This window comes from Pseudomonas sp. Ma2-10 (assembly GCF_054330215.1).
The window spans coordinates 17,561-36,183 of the sequence record NZ_JBTEYL010000017.1 but is presented as its reverse complement, the minus strand read 5'-3'; the positions used below and the strand labels follow the sequence as shown (position 1 = coordinate 36,183).

Sequence of the window (18,623 nt, the reverse complement as noted above, 5' to 3'; positions counted from 1 at the left end):
AGCTTGGATTTAGCGAATGAAAAAGCCGCCCTTTGAGGGCGGCTTTTTTGTGCGTGCAATTCAGGCCGTCAGGGACACCTTAAGTGCCATTATTCCAGCCGAAAAGGCGCTAAACGACCAGAATAATGGCACTTACGCGTTCAGCTAGATTCCTTCCAATTCCTGTGTGTCCCACCGTTGCAACTTGATCGCTTGGTAAATCATTCCGATAGTCAGAGGGATCTTGTCGCCACGCCCCTTGGCCCGGCGCTTGAGGAATACGTCAAAGCCTTCGGGCTGGAAGTAGCGATAGGCATCGTAATCGATGAAGTCGATGGCGAACTGTTCTTCCAGCGTCTCCATCAGGTGGCGCGCATCGCTGCCGTTGCAGCCAAAGTCGAAGTTAATCGAGGTGGTGAGGCTGATGGTTTTGCGTTCTGGCAGACCGAGCTCTTCGTGCAGCAGCTGCATGAGCAGATGCATGGTTTGGTCGTCGGGAAAGTCGGGGGCGAAGTTCATTGCGGAGTGTCCGATTGGGCTTGGGTGCAGCTTATTGATCGTCGGGCCCTGGGGGAAGGACCGACTAACTTGAGGCATTCCCACGCAGAGCGTGGGAACGATCTTCGCTCGGCGTCAGGTTGGTGCTTTCCAGCCCATCATGCGTTGTTGGGCGACTTTCAGCAGGTCGCAGCCGTCCTGAGTCAACAGGTAGAGGGCGTGGGTGATATGCGGGATGTCTTCCACATCGCCGTTTTTGAAGCATTGGCAATGTAGGGTTTTGAGTAGGTCGCCGGAAGCTCTGATTCGCTGGAGGGCAGCTTCGAGGATGTCCTGGGGGTTGGCCTCTGTGTCGATGATCAGGGGCGGGGAATCGGTGAGGTTTGTTTGGAGGGGGCGGTAGCGATCGGGGAACGGGTTCAACGTTTTCATTGTTTGTAGCCTCAAATGCATCAGCAATAACCCGCGCCATCGTGACCAAGCGATGGGAGGCGGACTGTGTTCGGGTTGGTCAACCGATGAGGCTCACATCCCGGCACGCCCGAGGGCGTCCCAAACACAGCCACCATATAGCGAGCAGGCACTTGAAGTGCCGGCAGCATACAACGGACGCGTAGATATGAGCTATTCGGGTGACCAAGCCCGAGTCGCTGAATTAGCAGCGACAGCCCGACTATAGGTGTGAGCAGCCGGGCAGCGATAGACGACAAAGAGTCCCCGCATGTAGGAACGGGATGAACCTTGGCTAGGCCGTTTCTATAGGAGTTTTCGCGAGGATTTTCTCGTGCTTTTCCGCCACGCCGCGTCCTACCACCTCAACGAATATGCTGATACGCCGCCACATCCAGCAGGCCAGTAGTCAGCCCGGTTGCCGGCGCGTAGATCGTGCCTTTCACTGCCGAGAACTTGACCCCATTACTACCCAGCGAAACGTAACGCTCACCCTGGTCCAGCTCGGTGAAGTAGGTGTATGAGCACTTTTCCATCGCTTTGTATTTCGCGGCGGTACTGACCATGGTGTTGTGGTGGTTCTGCAGGGCGGCCGGGGTCAGGTTGAGGGTTTTGTTCAGCGGCACGCCCCAGCGCTTCAGGCACACTTCGGCAAAGTGGCGGACGATCAGACCGGGTTCGGCCAGTGCTTTAGGGCCGCTGACACCGTCTGCTGCGGCGTTGCCAACCAGCGTGCCATGGCGGCCGGGCATCGGGTAGATGTGGGTTCGGGTGCCGGTGGCCGTTTGCGGGATGACGCAGCTGAAGCCTTTGGAGCGCTCGTCCCGTGCGTAGAAGCCGACGTATTCTTTTACATTGGCATTCAGTTTTACTTTGTCTTCCTGAAAGTTGCCGATGCCCGGTACCGGATCAATCGCAAAGATATTTACCGGGATGTTCTTCAGTGCACTGTCCTTGAACATGGCATTGGCCAGCATATGACAACTAATACCGCCGCGGCTCCAGCCTACCAAGTTTACCTTGGTTGGAATAATGCCGTCCTTGCGAAACGTTTTAATGATTTGTTCTTGTAACTTCTGCTGGGTCACACTGCGGTCGCCGTAGTTATATTTACGCCACAGCCAGGAGCCTTCGACGATCACGTCTTCGATTGGAATGCCTGCAGCCTTCAGGCGGTTGTATTCGGTCTCGGTCAGTTTTTCACGTTGCCAGTCACACTGACCTTTGATGATGTTGATGGCGTGCTTTACGTTCTCCTCCCAGCCCTTGCCGAACAGCGTGCCGCTCAGGCCGTAGTCCTTGGATTTAGTGAACAGCTCATCAGCTTGCAGGTTGCTGGTGCCAGGGCCGTCAATGACGATCCATTCGGCAAACTCTCGGCCAGCATGATGGGAGGCCAGTGCCGAAACCAGTTCGCCATTCCAGTAAGTTGGGTTTTGGTTGTCGAATTTAGTCGAGCCGGTACCGCAAAAGAAAATAGTTAATGTAGTCATTGTTGTGCTCTTGTTTGGTTTAAGAGCGTGCAGACTAGTTTGAGTTATTTAAATAATGAAGTGGTTAGTTGTTACCGGGGTTGTAGTGTGTGTTTGAAGTTTTAGTGTTCTATTCTTTGTTTGGCAACTTCTAGTAGCTCGCAACCATCCTGCGTTAGTAAATAAAGCGCATTCACTATATGAGGGATGTCTTTAACGTCGGCCTGTTTGAAGCACAGACAATAAAGCGTTTCGAGCAAATCGCTGGCTGCGCGCAGGCGTTGGTGCGCTGCGTCGAGGACGGCACCGGTGCTGGCCGTGGTGTCGATGACGAGGACGGGTGTTTCGCTGTAGCTGGTTTTGAGTGGACGGTAGCGGTCTTGCATTTAGGTCAGTCCTGTAGGAAGTCGGGCAGTCTCGCCGGCAGGTCGACACCCTGTTTTCAGCCGCGCCGCAAATTATGAAGGTGGCGACGCAGCGCGGCAATACGGCCGCAATGGACAGGGTTTGTAGGGGTTTTTCCTGCCTTTTCGGACCGAACCTACGCGTTTCCCGAGGTTTTTTACGCCTAAACCCTTAGATGGCAAATTTCCTACGGGTTTGTCAGGCGCAACGCATCAAGCCTCTGTATGGTGCGCGCCAGAATCAGTAGGACGTTTCGAAACGTCCGTCCAACGCTTCAAGGGAATTAAGTATGCAATGGCTACGTATGGCCTCGATTTTGTTGCTGTGGGGCGGGTTTTGTCGCGCGGCGGGTGCTGCTGATGCAGGTAGCTCGATGGTCCTGGCCAATATGGACCGCACTGGTTGGCCGGATGTGCTGACCAGTCAGGCGAGCATGGACACCGCTTTGCGCGCTGATTTGCGTCAGTTGGCGGCGGCGTTCACCGGCGAAATCAGTCCGGCCCATGCCATTTGGGCGAGCAAGAACCAGGTGTTTCACGAGCAGGCATTGAATGAACAGCTGCGCGTGGCGGTGTTGGCGCCTTAGCCTCCTCTCCTGACTGATCTTCCCACGCACCCGCGTGGGAATGCCTCAAGGGACGCTCCGCGTCCAGTAACGCGAAGCGTCACGGGCTGCATTCCTTTGCGGCGCATGGGAACGATCGCCGACAACACGCTGTATCATCCCGTATCGTTTTGGTCCCCGACCTTTTCTCGACTCGCTGCGTTTGCCGGCTAGGCTTTGGGCTTCGCAGCGGTCAACGGAGTGACAGCTTATGCACAACACCCTGGAACAGGTTTTCGGTTATCCACAGTTTCGGCCCGGCCAGGAAGCGGCGGTCAGCGCGGTGTTGGCCGGGCGCTCGGCGGCGGCGATTTTCCCCACCGGCTCGGGTAAGTCCCTTTGTTATCAATTGCCGGCCTTGCTACTGCCGCACCTGACGCTGGTGGTCTCGCCACTGCTGGCGTTGATGCAGGATCAGTTGGCGTTCCTGCAGCGCCATGGCATTGCGGCGGGCAGTATCGATTCGGCCCAGAGCCGCGATGACGCCAGCGACGTGATGGCTCGGGCCAAGTCTGGCGAGCTGAAAATTTTGATGATCTCCGTGGAGCGCCTGAAGAACGAGCGTTTCCGCAATTTCTTGCAGCAGGTGCCGATCTCGCTGCTGGTGGTGGACGAGGCGCACTGTATTTCCGAGTGGGGCCACAACTTCCGTCCTGATTACCTTAAGCTTCCCGACTATCAGCGACAGTTCAACATCCCGCAGGCGTTGCTGCTGACCGCCACCGCGACACCCAAAGTGATCGCCGACATGGAGGCCAAGTTCGCCATTGCCCCCGAAGACGTAGTAACCACCGGTTTCTACAGGCCGAACCTCAATCTGTTAGTGGAACCGGTGCGCGGTCAGGACAAACGCCGACGCCTTGTTGAATGGATGAGCGAGCGTCCAGGCCAGCCGAGCATCGTTTACGTCACCTTGCAGAAAACCGCTGAGCACATCGCCGAACACCTGGGGCGTAACGGTATTCAGGCCGAGGCCTATCACGCTGGTCTGCCCCACGAACAGCGTGAAGCAATCCAGCGCCGGTTCATGGGCGGGCAGTCCAATTGCATCGTTGCCACCATCGCGTTCGGCATGGGCATCGACAAGAGCGACATCCGCAACGTGGTGCATTTCGACCTGCCCAAATCCATCGAAAACTACAGCCAGGAAATCGGCCGTGCCGGGCGTGACGGGCAGCCGTCCGACTGCCTGGTATTGGCCAACCGCGACAGCCTCAACGTGCTGGAAAACTTCGTCTACGGCGATACGCCTGAGCTGGATGGCATCCGCTATGTGCTCGACGAGTTGCAAGCCGCCGCGCCCGAGGGGCAGTGGGAGTTTCTGTTGGGGCCGTTGGCGGACCAAAGCAACATCCGCCAATTGCCGCTCAAGACCTTGCTGGTGCAGTTGGAACTTCGCGGGATCATTGCGCCGCGTTACGCCTACTACGCCGAATACCGCTTCAAATACGTGCAGGAACCCGAGGCTTTGCTGGCCCGCTTCGACGGTGAGCGCAAGGACTTCGTCGCCGCGATCATACGAACCTCGAACCGCGCGCGGACCTGGGCCACGGTGAATTTCGATGCGCTGTACGAGCAGCATCAGGCCGAGCGTAATCGCGTGGTGAAGGCGCTGGATTATTTCCAGGAAAAGGGCTGGATCGAGCTCGAAAGCAAGCAAATGACCGAGGTCTACAGCCTGCTGCAAACGGACTTCAACAGCCAGGCCCTGAGCGCCGAGCTGCACGCCTACTTCACCCGGCACGAGCGCACCGAGATCGCGCGGATTCACGCCATGCTGGATCTGTTCGCCACAGACCATTGCCTGGGTTATCGCCTGGCCGAGTACTTCGGCGATGAAAATGCGCCGCGCCAGTGCGGGCATTGTTCGGTGTGTCACGGGGATGTGGCGCGGTTGCCAACACCACCGGAATTAACGGCGCTTGCGGATAAAAACGTCGAGGCGTTGTGCGGTGATTTTATCCACAGGCATGAGCAGTACACCGGCAACACTCCGTCGCCGGAGCGCGTTACGCGGTTCTTATGCGGCATTGGCGTTCCGCTGTTCACCAAGCTCAAGGCTCGGTCGATTCCCGGGTTTGCGGCGCTGGAGGATTATCCGTATGCCGAAGTCCGCACGTGGGCCGAGGCGCATTGACCGGCGTTGATCCATCCCCCGAATGTTGCTCATCACAGGAATAAATTTCAAAAGTGCGCGGTGGCTGACTATGGTGAAAGCTGACTTTGGATTGCCCGCAATACCTCGGCGCTGGATATCGATGCCATCGCTGCGGCTACTCGCCGTCCGCAACAGGACATGAAAGGACCCTATTGATGCCCCAACGCACCGATTACCCCCACTTCCAGCCCATCACCACCCGCTGGCACGATAACGACGCCTATGGTCACGTCAACAACGTCACTTATTACAGCTTCTTTGACACAGCGGTGAACACCTACCTGATCGAAGTCGGCGGTCTGGATATCCATGATGGCGAAGTGGTGGGCTTTGTGGTGAGTTCGGCTTGCGATTACTTCGCTTCCATTGCCTTCCCTGATCGAATAGAAATTGGTTTGCGGGTGGGCAAGTTGGGCAACAGTTCGGTGCAATACGAGTTGGCGGTGTTCAAGGCCGGGGAAGACGAAGCCTGCGCGGCAGGGCGCTTTGTGCATGTGTTTGTGGACCGGGCCTCCAATCAGCCCGTGACGATGCCTGCCGGGTTGCGCGGGGCGCTGCAGCGGTTGGTGGTTTGACGGGCAAAAAAATCGCAGCCCTTGGACTGCGTTTTTTTTGATCTACCGGCCAGCGAGGTGATTCAACCTCAGTCGCGATAGCGATGTTTGTGCTTGCGATGCCCGTAATGGTGGCCGCGATCATGGCGGCCTCCACGGTAGTAGCGACGATCATCATGGCCACGATAAGAACGACGATCATCATCATCGCTCTTGTTGCCCATATAGTTCCCCAGCGCACCACCGGCACCGCCGCCTGCTGCGGCGCCGATCAGGCTGCCGCTGGTGCCGCCTATGCTGCGACCGACCACGTTACCGCCTGCTGCGCCCAACGCACCGCCAATGGCTGCTTCGCCACGGCTGCGTTTGTCTGCGCCAACAGCACTACCACCCGCGCCGCCCAGGGCCGCGCCAATGGTGGAGCCTGTATTACCGCCTAATGACTGACCGACGACCGAGCCCAAAACCCCGCCCAATGCGCCGCCCACACCTGCTTCGGTGGTGCCGCCAGCAGAAGCAAAGCCACTGACCAGGCCAAGGGACAACAAGAGAATCGAGGAGAACTTCATAGAGGAACCTCAAGGTGATGACGGCGTGATCCTGAGGCTGTGTCATAGTCGTGACAATCGAAATCCGACGAGTAACACGACTTGAGCACATTTCTATAAGTTGCTGTTTTTTAGCAGGAACTTAAGTGTTTTTCGCCGGTCTTTAGTTACTTCGCAAAGGCCGTTTTCATACAAAACGGCCTTTTTTGTGGGCGTTTGGAAAGTGTTTTTTCAGTGAGCGTACCCACGCAGAGAACGATCTTGATTAGGCCGGCTTCGCCATGATCAACCCGGTTTCACTCGCCGCTTCCAACCGGATCGCTACAAACTTCGATGTCGGCGTGTGACTGCCATCCCCGATGCTTTCCAGCGGCACCAGCGGATTCACCTCCGGGTAGTAAGCCGCCGCTTGCCCGGCAGGAATATCAAACGCCAGCAGCGTAAAGCCCTTCACTCGACGCTCACGGCCATCATCCCAGATCGAAACAATGTCAGCCTTTTGCCCCGGCTTGAACCCCAGGCGAATGATGTCGGCTTCGTTGACGAACACCACATCACGCTGACCTTTCACGCCGCGATAGCGGTCATCAAGCCCATAAATCGTGGTGTTGTACTGATCGTGAGAGCGCATCGACTGCATGATCAGGTCCGGCAATACGCCGGTGGCGCGTGTGCGTTCGTGCACCAGATCTTTAGGCAGGATGTTTGGACGGAAATTGGCGCGCCCCGACACGGTATTCCAGCGGCGAGCACCGGCGCTGTTGCCGAGGTAGAACCCGCCCGGGTTCTGGATCTTCTCGTTGAAGTCCTTGAAACCGGCAACGGTGTCGGCGATCAGGTCGCGGATGCGCCGGTAATCGGCCACCAGCCAGTTCCAGTCCACCGGTTTACTGCCCAGGGTCGCGGCGGCGATGCCGGCAATGATCGACGGCTCAGAGCGCATTTGATCCGACAGCGGCTGCAACTGGCCGTTGGAGGCGTGAACCATGCTGAACGAGTCTTCGACGGTCACCGCTTGTGGGCCTTCGGTCTGGATGTCGATGTCGGTGCGGCCCAGGCACGGCAGGATCAACGCCTCTTTACCGTGCGCCAAGTGGCTGCGGTTGAGCTTGGTGCTGATTTGCACGGTCAAATCGCAGTTGCTCAGGGCCTCGAAGGTCCGTGAGCTGTCCGGGGTCGCTTGGGCGAAATTGCCGCCCAGCCCGATAAAGACTTTCGCGCGGCCGTCGGCCATGGCGTGGATCGCCTCGACCACGTTGTGACCGCTGTCACGCGGCACTTTGAACTTGAAACGACGCTCCAGGGAGTCGAGGAACGCCACCGGCGGACGCTCGTTGATGCCCATGGTCCGGTCGCCTTGCACGTTACTGTGGCCGCGCACCGGGCACAGACCGGCGCCGGGCCGGCCGATGTTGCCACGCAGCAACATCAGGTTGGCGATTTCCTGGATGGTCGCCACCGAATGGCGATGCTGTGTGATGCCCATCGCCCAGCACATGATCACGTTCTTGCCTTTGGCGTACATGCGCGCCGCTTGCTCGATTTCAACCAGCGTCAGTCCGGACTGTTCGACGATCTGCTGCCACGAGGTGTCGTCGACGATGCCCAGGTATTCCAGCACGTTGACACTGTGTTCATTGAGGAAGTCGTGGTCGAATACGGCAGGCTCACCCGCCTTCTGTGCGTCACGTTCCCACTGCAGCAGGAACTTGGCCATGCCGCGCATGATCGCCATGTCGCCGCCCAAGGCCGGACGGAAGTACGCGGTGTTGGTCGGCTTGTCGCTGTTGGTGAGCATTTCGATCGGGTGTTGCGGGTGCTGGAAGCGTTCCAGACCGCGCTCCTTCAACGGGTTGATGCATACCACCTGAGCGCCGCGTTTGACCGCTTCGCGCAGCGGTTCGAGCATCCGTGGGTGGTTGGTGCCAGGGTTCTGACCCCAGACAAAAATCGCGTCGGCGTGTTCGAAGTCGTCGAAAGTGACGGTACCTTTGCCGACACCGACACTTTGCGCCATGGCCACACCGCTGGCCTCGTGGCACATGTTTGAGCAATCGGGGAAGTTATTGGTGCCATAGGCACGCACGAACAATTGATACAGGTACGCCGCTTCGTTGCTGGCGCGGCCCGAGGTGTAGAACTCGGCCTGATCCGGACTCGACAGGCCCTGCAAATGTTTGGCGATCAAGGAGAACGCAGCGTCCCAGCTGATCGGCTTGTAGCGATCGGTTTCAGCGTCATAGCTTAATGGCTCGGTCAGACGACCCTGATACTCCAGCCAATAGTCGCTCTGTTCCAGCAACGAACTGACGCTGTGTTTGGCAAAGAACGCACCGTCGACACGGCGTTTGGTCGCTTCCCAGTTCACTGCTTTGGCGCCGTTCTCGCAGAACGCCACCATGCCGGCTTCGTTGGAGTCGCCCCAGGCGCAACCGGGGCAGTCGAACCCGCCGTTCTTGTTGGTCTTTAGCATCATGCGCAGGTTTTTCAGCGCGTTGTCGCTGGTCAACCAGGCCCGGGCAACGCTGGCCAGCGCGCCCCAGCCACCGGCAGGGCCTTTGTAGGGCTTATAACGCGGAACGGGTTTCTGGTCGGCTTGACGATGTTGACTCACGCTTGGTTCTCCGTCGCAGGGCTGTAGACCCGCGGCGCACTTTTCTGCGGCAGGTGGATGAGATTGAGGTTGTGGCGGCGGGCCCATTGCACGGCAAGGCCCGTGGGCGACGACAGGCTGACCAGGGTCTGGATGCCTGCGCGCAACACTTTCTGGATCAATTCGAGACTGCAACGGCTGGTGACAATCGCCAGCCCGCCGGTGGTCGGGATCTTCTGACGGATCAGTCCGCCAATCAGTTTGTCGAGGGCGTTGTGTCGGCCGATGTCTTCGCGGCCCAGCAGCAATTGGCCCTGACTGTTCATAAACACGGCGGCGTGCACCGCGCCGGAGTACTGGCCAAGAGGCTGAAACGCCCCGATGCGCTGACGCAAACCATCGAGCCATTCGGCGGGCGGCAAGGGTGCGCCGGGAAGGATCTTGAGGTCTGGCAATGCCTGCTCCACTGCTTCCACACCGCAGAGCCCGCAACCGCTGGTGCCAGCCATTTGCCGACGCTGTTGCTTGAGGTTCCAGAAGGCGCGGTTGGCGATGGTCACTTGCGCGTATTGCGCTGAGCCCGAGCCGCTGAGTTGCAGGTCATAGATATCGCTGGCGTCTTCGATGATGCCGCTGCCGAGGCTGAAGCCGACGATGAAGTCTTCAAGGTCCGTTGGCGTCACGAGCATCACCGCCTGGCTGATGCCGTTATAGGCGATCGCCAACGCGACTTCTTCGGCCAGCGCGGTGCTGGCCGATTCGGCGCTTTGCGTTTCGGAGTGGCGAAGGTCGCAGTAACTGTAGGTCTGGCTTGCGGCGGGCGCTGGCGTTTCGAGGGCAGGCGCCGCGCAGGCAGGGCGCTGGGTGTTCATGAGGTATCACCGACGGTTTAGGCTGCTTTAAGCCTAGGCGCGTCAACTTGTCGCGTCTAATCGCAAATACTGATCTGCCGATAGATGGCGTCGATCAAGCGCTTGGCAGCGATTGCTGAAAAATCGCGAAACAGGCTTCCGCGAGCGCCGAACGCGGGGCGCTGCGACGCATGATCAGCCCCAGCCGGGCAAGGGTTTGCGCATTTTCGATGGGTTGCAGGCGCAAATGATCGGTGAGTTTTTCCAGGCCTCCATCCAGCGGCATCACGGCGCAGCAGAATCCGCCGTGCACCGCTTGTAACAATTGGTGGACGGCATCGGTTTGCAGTAACGGCTGCGGGGTGAGGCTGCGACTGTGGAAGTTGTGGTCGATGGACTGTCGAAAATGCATGCCGTTGGTGAGCATGCCCAGCGGCAGTTCGATCAGGGACTCCCAGCTCAGCGGCGCCTCGCCGAAACTGAAGAAGCGCTGATCGTAGAGCAGGCCCATACGGGTTTCGCTGAATGCCAGGGAATTAAAGCGTTCGCCGTCCAGCCGCTCCAGGTATGAAACGCCGAGGTCCAGGCGATTGTTCGCCAGTTGTTCCAGGATTTGTTCAGAACTCAGGGCTGAGAGTTCGAAGCGCAGGTTCGGGTGTTCGGCGTGCAGGCGTTGCATCAGCGGCAGCGGATCGAAGCTCGACAGCGGCACCACGCCCAGGCGCAACGTACCAACCAGATTGCCGCGACAGGCCGCCGCCTCGGCCTGCAAACCGTCGTAGGCCGCCAGCACGGTGCGCGCCCACGCGAGTACCCGTTCACCCGGTGCGGTGAAACCTTCGAAGCGTTGCCCGCGATTGACCAGCGGCAACTCGAGTTCTTCTTCGAGGCTGCGCAGGCGCATGGACAGGGTCGGCTGGGTGATGTGACAACGCGCAGCGGCCTGGCCGAAATGCCGGGTTTCGTCGAGGGCGATGAGGAATTTCAGTTGCTTGATGTCCATCTTCGCTCCAGGGCGCGGGAAGGTTCGGATTCTAGCGCTTGAGGGGAAGCGGCGTCATTGGTCGGGTTGGAACCGCAAGTGAAAGCCTTGGTCTAGGCTCTTGCGTCTGGAACCCAAAACCTAAAACCCAAGGAGAGTGCACCATGAGTATTTTTAGCTTTGTGAAAGAAGCAGGCGAAAAACTTATCGATCTGCTGACACCAGGCAACGCCAATGCCAGCGAGCAGTTGAAAGAACACATCAGCAAGGTCGGCCTGGGTAACCCGAATGTGCAGGCGACGGTGGATGGCGACAAAGTCACCGTGACCGGCGAAGTCGGCAGTCAGGAAGAGAAGGAAAAAATCCTGCTGGCGGTGGGCAATATTGCCGGTGTCGGTAGTGTGGATGACCTGGTCACCGTGACCGGGCCGGTGGCTGTGGCCGCGAAGTTTGTAACGGTTGTGAAAGGCGACACCCTCAGCGCGATTTCCTTGCGCGTTTACGGCGATGCCAACAAATATCAAAAAATCTTCGAGGCCAACAAACCGATGCTCAAGGACGTGAACAAAATCTATCCGGGGCAGTCGTTGCGGATTCCTGAGTAACCCTTGAATTGTGGCAAGGGGGCAAGCCCCCTCGCCACAATGACCGCGTCAGGCTCTAGAGGCCTGCGATAAGCTCCCGATAATCCCCCACCGCCGCAAATTCGGCCGTGTCCTTCGGACCTTTATGGCTGTCCGGCTCATTCACGGCCAATAAATGCGCCACTCCAAAACTCCGCGCACTGCGCAGGATCGGCAAGGTGTCGTCGATAAACAGACTACGCGCCGGGTCGAACCCGATGTCCGCTTGCAAGGCATCCCAGAACTGCGGATTCTCCTTGGGGAAACCGTAATCATGTGAGCTGATCAACCGCTCGAAGTACGGCGCCAGTTCGATTCTTTCCAGTTTCAATGACAGCGAGTCGCGGTGTGCATTGGTGATCAGTACCACGCGCTTGCCGGCTTGTTTGATGGCGGCCAGAAAGGTGTCCGCATCCGGTCGCAAGGCGATCAGGTGCGCGGTTTCCAGTTTCAGTTCGCGCACCGGCAGTTTGAGCTCGGCGCTCCAGAAATCCAGGCAATACCACTGCAACTGGCCGGCGTTGCGTTCGAACAACGGCTGCAACTCCATCTCGGCCATGGCCCGACTCACCCCGTGCAACTCGGCGTAACGCTGGGGCAGGTGTTCCATCCAGAAATGGTTGTCGTAATGCAGGTCCAGCAGTGTGCCGTCCATATCCAGCAGAACGGTGTCGATGTCGCGCCAGGGCAGCAGGGACATAAAAAACTTCTCCAGCGGTAAAAAAGATATCCGAGGTAAACAATCAGGATAGGCCGGTATAGTAACGCGTTCACGCCAAGGAGCTTTTCATGCGCCAGAAACCCACCATCCTCGCCCGCGAGATCGTCGCCACCAGCCGTTTGTTCTGCGTCGAAGAGCTGAAGTTACGCTTTTCCAATGGTGTGGAGCGTACGTATGAGCGACTGGTGGGCAAGGGTGCCGGTTATGGCGCGGTGATGATCGTGGCGATGCTGGATGCGGACCACGCGGTACTGGTTGAAGAGTATTGCGGTGGCACCGATGAGTACGAGCTGTCCTTGCCAAAAGGCTTGATCGAGCCCGGCGAGGACGTGCTGGCGGCGGCCGAGCGGGAGCTCAAGGAAGAGGCCGGGTACGGCGCGCGGCAACTGGAGCATTTGACTGAATTGTCGTTGTCACCCGGTTACATGAGCCAGAAGATCCAGGTGGTGTTGGCCACTGATCTGTACGAAGAAAGCCTTGAAGGCGATGAGCCCGAGCCGATGGGCGTGGACACAATCAACCTGCGTGAGTTGTCGGCCCTGGCCCAGAACCCGCGATTCACTGAGGGCCGTGCATTGGCAGCACTGTATCTGGCCCGTGATCTACTGACTCAGCGTGGAGTGTTCCAGCCATGATTTTCCCCCATCCGTTGATGGCGCCTGTTGTTGAACTGGCGCTGAAAGCCGGTGAAGCGATTCTGCCGTTCTGGCGTGCCAACGTCGCCGTGACTGCAAAATCCGATGATTCCCCGGTGACGGCCGCCGACATGGCCGCTCACCATGTGATCCTGGCCGGGCTGACGGCGCTGGACCCAAGCATCCCGGTGCTGTCGGAAGAAGACGCCAATATTCCCCAGAGCGTGCGCGCCGGGTGGCAGCGTTGGTGGCTGGTTGACCCACTGGACGGAACCAAGGAATTCATCTCCGGTAGCGAAGAATTTACCGTCAATATCGCGCTGATCGAACAGGGCCGAGCGGTGTTTGGCGTGGTGTCGATGCCGACCAACGGGCGCTTCTACGTCGGTGGTGCGGGTCTGGGTGCGTGGCGTGGCGATAAAGACGCGGAGCCTTTGCCGATTCAGGTTCGCGAGGTGCCTGCTGAGGGTGAAGCCTTTACTGTGGTCGCCAGTCGTCGGCATTCGAGTCCTGAGCAGGAGCGCCTGCTGGCCGGGTTGAGCGACAGTCTGGGTGAGTTGCAATTGGCCAATATCGGCAGTTCGTTGAAGTTCTGCTTGTTGGCGGAAGGGGCGGCGGATTGTTATCCGCGGTTGGCGCCGACTTCGCAGTGGGACACGGCGGCGGCGCAAGGCGTGCTGGAAGGCGCGGGCGGTGAGGTGCTGGATTTGAGTGGTGCACCGTTTTGTTATCCGGCGCGGGAATCGTTGTTGAATGCATTTTTCCTGGCGTTGCCGGCCAAGGCTGCCTGGCGCGAAAAACTGTTGGCGTTGGCGCGGGAGTAAAGATTTTATTTTAGCGGTGCAGGACGTACTGCCCCGTAAACTTCACCGCAGCGTCATCACTGTTGGCATTGACGATCCGCGAATGCAACGTCAACCGCGCCCGTCCATAGCGCACATACATCGCCAAAAACTTCTTCCACTCTGCCGCACTCGGCGCATGACAAATCGCTGTCGCGTCCATGGTCACCGGCAGCGGATAGCTGATCTGCCCTTCCTGAATCACGATGTGCCCGCCTTCAACCCCTTCTTCACGCAAACGCAAATGCAGCCAACCCCAACCGGCCAGCACGGCGCCGCAATACAGGCTGCCGCCGAACATGGTGCTTTTATGATTGACGTTGGCCTCCAGCGGCAAGTGCAGGCGCAGTTGCTGGTCGTGCCAGTCGAGGACCTTGAGGCCCATATCCCGCGTCAGGGGAATGTCGCGATGGAGGACTGATTCCAGATGACGGCTGTCGCGGTTCATGCACGGATCTCTTGTTTGAAGATGATGAATTGACGGTAGCTCAATCGAGTTCGTCGGTGTGGCTGCTGCCACCGTCGGCGAAGTTCAGCCCGTGCTTGCGCAGTTTGTCGTGCAAGGTCTTGCGTGGGATGCCAAGGGCTTCGGCGAGGCTGCGCACCGAGCTGTGAGAACGCGCCAGTTCGGCGGCGATCAAGCTCTTCTCGAAGTTTTCCACTTGTTCGCTGAGACCGCCGCTGACCACGTCGACCGTCATGCCGACCGCACCATGCGCTGCGTTATTGTCCAGGGCCAGTTCCAGGCCCAGGGCAAAGCGTTCGGCGGCGTTCTGCAATTCCCGCACGTTGCCTGGCCAGGTGTGGCGCAGCAAGAGGGCGCGCTGTCCCGGTTGCAACTCGTGGGGTGGCAGACCGTGACGGGTGCTGGCTTCCTCGGCGAAATGCTGGAACAGCATCAGTGCGTCTTCGCCGCGCTCACGCAGCGGCGGAATACGCAGCGGTGCGACGTTCAGGCGGTAATACAAGTCGGCACGAAAGCGACCCTGATCGGCGGATTGACGCAGGTCTTCCTTGGTTGCGGCGATGATACGGATGTCCAAAGGGATCAGCTGATTGCCGCCCAAGCGCTCGACGACCCGCTCTTGCAGCAAACGCAGCAATTTCACCTGTACATCCAGGCTCATGCTTTCGATTTCATCAAGAAATAATGTGCCGCCATTGGCGAATTCGAACTTGCCGATACGGCGCTTTTGCGCGCCGGTAAAGGCGCCTGGCTCGTGACCGAACAGCTCGCTTTCTACCACCGACTCAGCCAGGGCGCCGGCATTGATCGCCACGAACGGACCGTTGCGACGGCTCGACAGATCGTGCAGTGCACGTGCGACAACTTCTTTACCGGCGCCCGTTTCGCCAAGGATCAGCACATCGGCCTTGGTCGCCGCCAATGCACCGATCTGCTCGCGCAGGCGCAGCATCGGTGCCGATCGCCCGACCAGTCGGGTGCCCAGCTCATTGCGATCGCTCAGGGCCAGACGCAGGCTGCGGTTGTCCAGCACCAGCCGACGCAGGGCCAGGGCGCGGCGCACGCTGTCGAGCAAGGCGTCGCTGGCGAAGGGTTTTTCCAGAAAGTCATAAGCCCCTGCGCGCATGGCTTGCACGGCCAGCGGCACATCGCCGTGACCGGTGATCAGCAGCACTGGCAGATCCGGGTCCTGGGCATGCAGTTCAGTCAGCAGTTCGAGACCGTCCATGCCCGGCATGCGGATGTCACTGACCACCACGCCGGGCCAGTCACGCTCCAGTTGCGCGGCCAGGCCTTTGGCCTCGGCGAGCGGCAGGATTTTCAGGCCGGCGAGGTCCAGGGTTTGGCTCAGGGCCTGACGCAGGTGCGGATCGTCGTCGATCAGCACGACCTGGATGCGGTTGTCGATGGTCATGCACTTCGGTCCTCGGAAGGTTGCAGGCTCACACCCGGTGCGCCTGCACGCAACGTCAGGGTAATCATGGCGCCACCTTCCTTGTGGTTGGCGAACGACAGTTCACCCCCGAAGGCGCGCATCAGGGTTTCGCAAATCGCCAGCCCTAACCCAAGCCCCTGAGTGCGGGTCTTGGTGGTATAGAAGGGCTCGCTCGCGCGGCCAAGTGCCTCCAGGCAGAAGCCGGGGCCATTGTCGCGAATGCACAAACTGACGCCGTCGGCAGTGGATTGGGCACTCAACCAGAGCTTACGCGGCGGGCCTTTTTCCGTCAGGGCGTCCAAGGCGTTGGCCAGCAAATTGCCGAGCACCTGACGCAGACGGGTTTCCCCGGCCTCGACCCACAGGGTGGCGGCCGGCAAATCGCGGATCAGCTCGACCTCCATGCTGCGTCGACGCTTGGCCAGCAGCGCCAGCGCATCGTCCAACGCCGGTTGCAGGGCGACGCTTTCCGGGGCGTGGCGATCGCGCCGGGCGAAGGCGCGCAGGTGCGCGATGATCGACGCCATGCGCCCGGTCAGTTCGCTGATCAACTTGAGGTTGCCGCGTGCATCGTCGGTGCGCTGATGATCGAGCAGCACTTCGGCGTTTTCTGCGTAGCTGCGGATCGCCGCCAGCGGTTGATTCAATTCGTGGCTGATGCTCGCCGACATGGTGCCAAGGGCCGACAGTTTGCCGGCCTGCACCAGATCATCCTGAGCACGAACCAGCTCCTGCTGGGCCTGCTCGCGTTCCAGCACTTCCTGTTTCAGTCGACGGTTGAGGCCTTCGAGGTCGCTGGTCCGCTCGGCTACCCGGCCTTCCAGCTCGCGACGGGCCTTGGCTTCGAAAGCGATTCGTTCGAGGTAATGGCGGCGACGCTGCATCATCAGACCCAGCAGCAACATCAACACCAACAACGTCGCGCCGCCGATCGCGACGACCGTGTGTACCGGGCGATCGATCAACGTGCGCGGGGCGAGGATGCTGACGTTCCAACCGGTTTCTGCGATTGGCTGGGTTTGTGTCAGCCAGGCCTTGGGGTTGAGCCGCAAGGGTTTGGGGTCGCGGGTCGGATAAGGTTGAATCGCAGCAATAGCTTTGCGTTCTTCTTCGCTCAACGGGCGGGTCGAGCGGAATCGCCACTCGGGCCTCGACGTGAGAATGACCACGCCGTTGTGGTCCGTCAGCAGCAGTTGTTCCGGGGTTTTGCCCCAGAGGCTTTCGGTGTGGTCCAGGTCGACCTTGACCACCAGCACGCCGATGATTTTTTCGCCGTTACGCACAGCGGCGGCGAAAAAATAGCCGCGCTTGGCCGATGTCGTGCCCAAACCGAAAAAGCGCCCGAGCCGCCCGGCCATGGCTTCGCTGAAGTACGGACGAAAGGAAAAATTACGCCCGACGAAGCTGTCGTGTTTGTCCCAATTGGACGCGGTCAGGGTCTTGCCTGTGGTGTCCATCAGGTACATGACTTCGGCGCCGGTCTGAGCGCTGATGTTTTTCAAAAATCGATTGGCGTTGCCCTGGGTGACGCCATCATCGGGCGCGCCGAGGACGGCTCGCAGGGCCGGCAGATCGCCGAGGATTTGCGGCAACACTTCATAACGGTGCAGGGTACCCAGCAGGTTGGCGACGTAAAGGTCGAGGGTCTGGCGGTTCTGCCCGGCCAGTTCGCTGCGGTAGTAACGCTCGGCCAGATGCTCCAGCGGCCACAGCAATGGCGCCAGGCAGAGCGCGAGCAGGGCCAGGCTGCGCCAGCGGGGTCTGCGGGGGAGGGTCGGAGTCATGAGCATCGAGCGCCTGTGGGGTACAGGCGCATTATGCCTAGGCTTACGGGCGCAGTCTGCGCGCCGTGGGTCAGGCAGGTATGTGCGGTGAAAATTCAGACGGTGTTTCAGGAAAAGACGTCAGCGTCCTTGAAGAACGCGGCAGCCTGATCTTTATGGGACAGTTTCGGTGCTTCGTCCAGTTGCCAATCGATGGCCAGGTCCGGGTCGTCCCAACGAATGCAGCGCTCGGCGGACGGGGTGTAATAGTCGGTGGTTTTGTAGAGGAATTCGGCGAACTCACTCAGCACCACGAAACCGTGGGCGAAACCCTCCGGGACCCAGAGTTGGCGATGGTTCTCGGCGGACAGACGCACGGCCACCCATTTGCCGAAATGTGGCGAGCTGCGGCGAATATCCACAGCCAGGTCGAGTACTTCACCGACTGTGACGCGGACCAGTTTGCCCTGAGTGTTTTCCAACTGGTAATGCAGGCCGCGCAATACGCCTTTTTGCGAGCGGGAATGGTTGTCTTGAACGAAATTCGTCTCCAGGCCAGTCGCTTCTTCGAAAGCCTTGGCATTGAAGCTTTCATAGAAGAAGCCGCGCTCGTCACCAAATACCTTGGGTTCGATGATCAGAACACCGGGCAGGTCGGTGGTGACTACTTTCATGGTCTTTCTCCAGCAATAGGCATTGATGGGCGACATTCTTGCGCAAAGTGGCGGCGGGCGCGAGTGAACCGTGGATCAGGCCATAAAATTCTGCACGTGCAGGCCTGAAAGTCTGAGGTTTTGCGACTCGCAAGGCGCTGAAGGTTTTGTATCTCCGACGGTCTTGATCTCAGCCATCGTTCGCTACATTCACCTCGCCGAAGTACCAGTGCTTGGACTATAGGTACTGTCCGTCTTCATATACGTGAACAAAATTTTATCATCCAGGCTGCAAGCGCTTTCAGTCGAGGCGGGATGTTGCGGGCAATAGAGAGGTCGCTGGCTTGAAGGGGGGTTGCGTATCGTCCAAAGCAGTGGCGATATAAGCGCC

The 18,623-nt window shown here is 59.1% G+C and carries 19 protein-coding genes; 6 read left to right on the top strand and 13 right to left on the bottom strand.

Features of this window, described 5'->3' with window-relative positions:
- Positions 1-144 precede the first annotated feature (144 nt).
- From ACXPVS_RS19110 to ACXPVS_RS19095, 4 genes are all read right to left on the bottom strand, one after another.
- Positions 145-498, bottom strand: a complete 354-nt coding sequence (locus tag ACXPVS_RS19110) for a DUF1493 family protein (protein ID WP_458511326.1) — start codon at positions 496-498, stop codon at positions 145-147.
- A gap of 114 nt (positions 499-612) precedes the next feature.
- Complete coding sequence (locus ACXPVS_RS19105; RefSeq protein ID WP_076029037.1) at positions 613-909, bottom strand: hypothetical protein; 297 nt, start codon at positions 907-909, stop codon at positions 613-615.
- A gap of 383 nt (positions 910-1,292) precedes the next feature.
- Positions 1,293-2,420, bottom strand: a complete 1,128-nt coding sequence (locus ACXPVS_RS19100; protein ID WP_458511325.1) for a hypothetical protein — start codon at positions 2,418-2,420, stop codon at positions 1,293-1,295.
- Positions 2,421-2,521: 101 nt separating this feature from the next.
- Positions 2,522-2,785 carry a hypothetical protein gene (locus ACXPVS_RS19095; protein ID WP_129439404.1) on the bottom strand — a complete coding sequence of 88 codons (264 nt, stop codon included), beginning with the start codon at positions 2,783-2,785 and terminating at the stop codon, positions 2,522-2,524.
- 308 nt (positions 2,786-3,093) lie between these two features.
- On the opposite strand from ACXPVS_RS19095, the gene ACXPVS_RS19090 reads away from it, so the two are divergent.
- The 3 genes from ACXPVS_RS19090 (at position 3,094) to ACXPVS_RS19080 (ending at position 6,141) form a co-directional block, all read left to right on the top strand.
- Positions 3,094-3,390 (top strand): hypothetical protein, encoded by a 297-nt coding sequence (locus ACXPVS_RS19090; protein ID WP_458511324.1) that lies wholly within the window; start codon positions 3,094-3,096, stop codon positions 3,388-3,390.
- Positions 3,391-3,619: 229 nt separating this feature from the next.
- Positions 3,620-5,545: a RecQ family ATP-dependent DNA helicase gene (locus ACXPVS_RS19085; RefSeq protein WP_458511323.1), complete on the top strand. Its 1,926-nt coding sequence runs from the start codon at positions 3,620-3,622 to the stop codon at positions 5,543-5,545.
- Positions 5,546-5,721: 176 nt separating this feature from the next.
- The gene (locus ACXPVS_RS19080) at positions 5,722-6,141 is read left to right on the top strand and encodes an acyl-CoA thioesterase (RefSeq protein ID WP_458511322.1); all 420 of its coding nucleotides are present in this window, start codon (positions 5,722-5,724) and stop codon (positions 6,139-6,141) included.
- A gap of 68 nt (positions 6,142-6,209) precedes the next feature.
- Here the strand turns inward: ACXPVS_RS19080 and ACXPVS_RS19075 are convergent, their stop codons facing one another.
- The 4 genes from ACXPVS_RS19075 to ACXPVS_RS19060 form a co-directional block, all read right to left on the bottom strand.
- Positions 6,210-6,689 carry a glycine zipper domain-containing protein gene (locus tag ACXPVS_RS19075; RefSeq protein WP_458511321.1) on the bottom strand — a complete coding sequence of 160 codons (480 nt, stop codon included), beginning with the start codon at positions 6,687-6,689 and terminating at the stop codon, positions 6,210-6,212.
- A 244-nt stretch (positions 6,690-6,933) separates the two neighbouring features.
- Positions 6,934-9,282 (bottom strand): FdhF/YdeP family oxidoreductase, encoded by a 2,349-nt coding sequence (locus tag ACXPVS_RS19070; RefSeq protein ID WP_458511320.1) that lies wholly within the window; start codon positions 9,280-9,282, stop codon positions 6,934-6,936.
- Positions 9,279-10,133 carry a formate dehydrogenase accessory sulfurtransferase FdhD gene (fdhD, locus tag ACXPVS_RS19065; RefSeq protein WP_458511319.1) on the bottom strand — a complete coding sequence of 285 codons (855 nt, stop codon included), beginning with the start codon at positions 10,131-10,133 and terminating at the stop codon, positions 9,279-9,281. The genes ACXPVS_RS19070 and fdhD overlap by 4 nt, the downstream gene beginning before the upstream one ends.
- Before the next feature lie 94 nt (positions 10,134-10,227).
- On the bottom strand, positions 10,228-11,115 hold the full coding sequence (locus tag ACXPVS_RS19060) for a LysR family transcriptional regulator (protein ID WP_458511318.1): 888 nt from the start codon (positions 11,113-11,115) through the stop codon (positions 10,228-10,230).
- 143 nt (positions 11,116-11,258) lie between these two features.
- Here ACXPVS_RS19060 and lysM point away from each other — a divergent pair, with 143 nt between their 5' ends.
- The gene (gene lysM, locus ACXPVS_RS19055) at positions 11,259-11,699 is read left to right on the top strand and encodes a peptidoglycan-binding protein LysM (RefSeq protein WP_458511317.1); all 441 of its coding nucleotides are present in this window, start codon (positions 11,259-11,261) and stop codon (positions 11,697-11,699) included.
- 55 nt (positions 11,700-11,754) lie between these two features.
- Here the strand turns inward: lysM and yrfG are convergent, their stop codons facing one another.
- Positions 11,755-12,417 carry a GMP/IMP nucleotidase gene (yrfG, locus tag ACXPVS_RS19050; protein WP_458511316.1) on the bottom strand — a complete coding sequence of 221 codons (663 nt, stop codon included), beginning with the start codon at positions 12,415-12,417 and terminating at the stop codon, positions 11,755-11,757.
- 89 nt (positions 12,418-12,506) lie between these two features.
- Here yrfG and nudE point away from each other — a divergent pair, with 89 nt between their 5' ends.
- Together nudE and cysQ are read left to right on the top strand one after the other, a co-directional pair.
- On the top strand, positions 12,507-13,073 hold the full coding sequence (gene nudE / locus ACXPVS_RS19045) for an ADP compounds hydrolase NudE (RefSeq protein WP_458511315.1): 567 nt from the start codon (positions 12,507-12,509) through the stop codon (positions 13,071-13,073).
- Positions 13,070-13,897, top strand: a complete 828-nt coding sequence (cysQ, locus tag ACXPVS_RS19040; RefSeq protein ID WP_458511314.1) for a 3'(2'),5'-bisphosphate nucleotidase CysQ — start codon at positions 13,070-13,072, stop codon at positions 13,895-13,897. Before nudE ends, cysQ begins: the two co-directional genes overlap by 4 nt.
- Positions 13,898-13,907: 10 nt before the next feature.
- Here cysQ and ACXPVS_RS19035 read toward each other — a convergent pair whose 3' ends face one another.
- The 4 genes from ACXPVS_RS19035 to rfbC form a co-directional block, all read right to left on the bottom strand.
- Positions 13,908-14,363, bottom strand: a complete 456-nt coding sequence (locus ACXPVS_RS19035) for a thioesterase domain-containing protein (protein ID WP_458511313.1) — start codon at positions 14,361-14,363, stop codon at positions 13,908-13,910.
- A gap of 40 nt (positions 14,364-14,403) precedes the next feature.
- Positions 14,404-15,795, bottom strand: coding sequence for a sigma-54-dependent transcriptional regulator (locus ACXPVS_RS19030; protein ID WP_458511312.1), 1,392 nt, complete (start codon positions 15,793-15,795; stop codon positions 14,404-14,406).
- The gene (locus tag ACXPVS_RS19025) at positions 15,792-17,600 is read right to left on the bottom strand and encodes a sensor histidine kinase (RefSeq protein WP_458511311.1); all 1,809 of its coding nucleotides are present in this window, start codon (positions 17,598-17,600) and stop codon (positions 15,792-15,794) included. Before ACXPVS_RS19025 ends, ACXPVS_RS19030 begins: the two co-directional genes overlap by 4 nt.
- A gap of 107 nt (positions 17,601-17,707) precedes the next feature.
- The gene (rfbC, locus tag ACXPVS_RS19020; protein ID WP_458511310.1) at positions 17,708-18,253 is read right to left on the bottom strand and encodes a dTDP-4-dehydrorhamnose 3,5-epimerase; all 546 of its coding nucleotides are present in this window, start codon (positions 18,251-18,253) and stop codon (positions 17,708-17,710) included.
- Between the last annotated feature and the right edge of the window lie 370 nt (positions 18,254-18,623).

Coding starts and splice junctions, on each gene's coding strand:
- ACXPVS_RS19110 (WP_458511326.1), bottom strand. CDS start 498: ATGAACTTCGCCCCCGACTTTCCCGACGACCAAACCATGCATCTGCTC.
- ACXPVS_RS19105 (WP_076029037.1), bottom strand. CDS start 909: ATGAAAACGTTGAACCCGTTCCCCGATCGCTACCGCCCCCTCCAAACA.
- ACXPVS_RS19100 (WP_458511325.1), bottom strand. CDS start 2,420: ATGACTACATTAACTATTTTCTTTTGCGGTACCGGCTCGACTAAATTC.
- ACXPVS_RS19095 (WP_129439404.1), bottom strand. CDS start 2,785: ATGCAAGACCGCTACCGTCCACTCAAAACCAGCTACAGCGAAACACCC.
- ACXPVS_RS19090 (WP_458511324.1), top strand. CDS start 3,094: ATGCAATGGCTACGTATGGCCTCGATTTTGTTGCTGTGGGGCGGGTTT.
- ACXPVS_RS19085 (WP_458511323.1), top strand. CDS start 3,620: ATGCACAACACCCTGGAACAGGTTTTCGGTTATCCACAGTTTCGGCCC.
- ACXPVS_RS19080 (WP_458511322.1), top strand. CDS start 5,722: ATGCCCCAACGCACCGATTACCCCCACTTCCAGCCCATCACCACCCGC.
- ACXPVS_RS19075 (WP_458511321.1), bottom strand. CDS start 6,689: ATGAAGTTCTCCTCGATTCTCTTGTTGTCCCTTGGCCTGGTCAGTGGC.
- fdhD (WP_458511319.1), bottom strand. CDS start 10,133: ATGAACACCCAGCGCCCTGCCTGCGCGGCGCCTGCCCTCGAAACGCCA.
- ACXPVS_RS19060 (WP_458511318.1), bottom strand. CDS start 11,115: ATGGACATCAAGCAACTGAAATTCCTCATCGCCCTCGACGAAACCCGG.
- lysM (WP_458511317.1), top strand. CDS start 11,259: ATGAGTATTTTTAGCTTTGTGAAAGAAGCAGGCGAAAAACTTATCGAT.
- yrfG (WP_458511316.1), bottom strand. CDS start 12,417: ATGTCCCTGCTGCCCTGGCGCGACATCGACACCGTTCTGCTGGATATG.
- nudE (WP_458511315.1), top strand. CDS start 12,507: ATGCGCCAGAAACCCACCATCCTCGCCCGCGAGATCGTCGCCACCAGC.
- cysQ (WP_458511314.1), top strand. CDS start 13,070: ATGATTTTCCCCCATCCGTTGATGGCGCCTGTTGTTGAACTGGCGCTG.
- ACXPVS_RS19035 (WP_458511313.1), bottom strand. CDS start 14,363: ATGAACCGCGACAGCCGTCATCTGGAATCAGTCCTCCATCGCGACATT.
- ACXPVS_RS19030 (WP_458511312.1), bottom strand. CDS start 15,795: ATGACCATCGACAACCGCATCCAGGTCGTGCTGATCGACGACGATCCG.
- ACXPVS_RS19025 (WP_458511311.1), bottom strand. CDS start 17,600: ATGACTCCGACCCTCCCCCGCAGACCCCGCTGGCGCAGCCTGGCCCTG.
- rfbC (WP_458511310.1), bottom strand. CDS start 18,253: ATGAAAGTAGTCACCACCGACCTGCCCGGTGTTCTGATCATCGAACCC.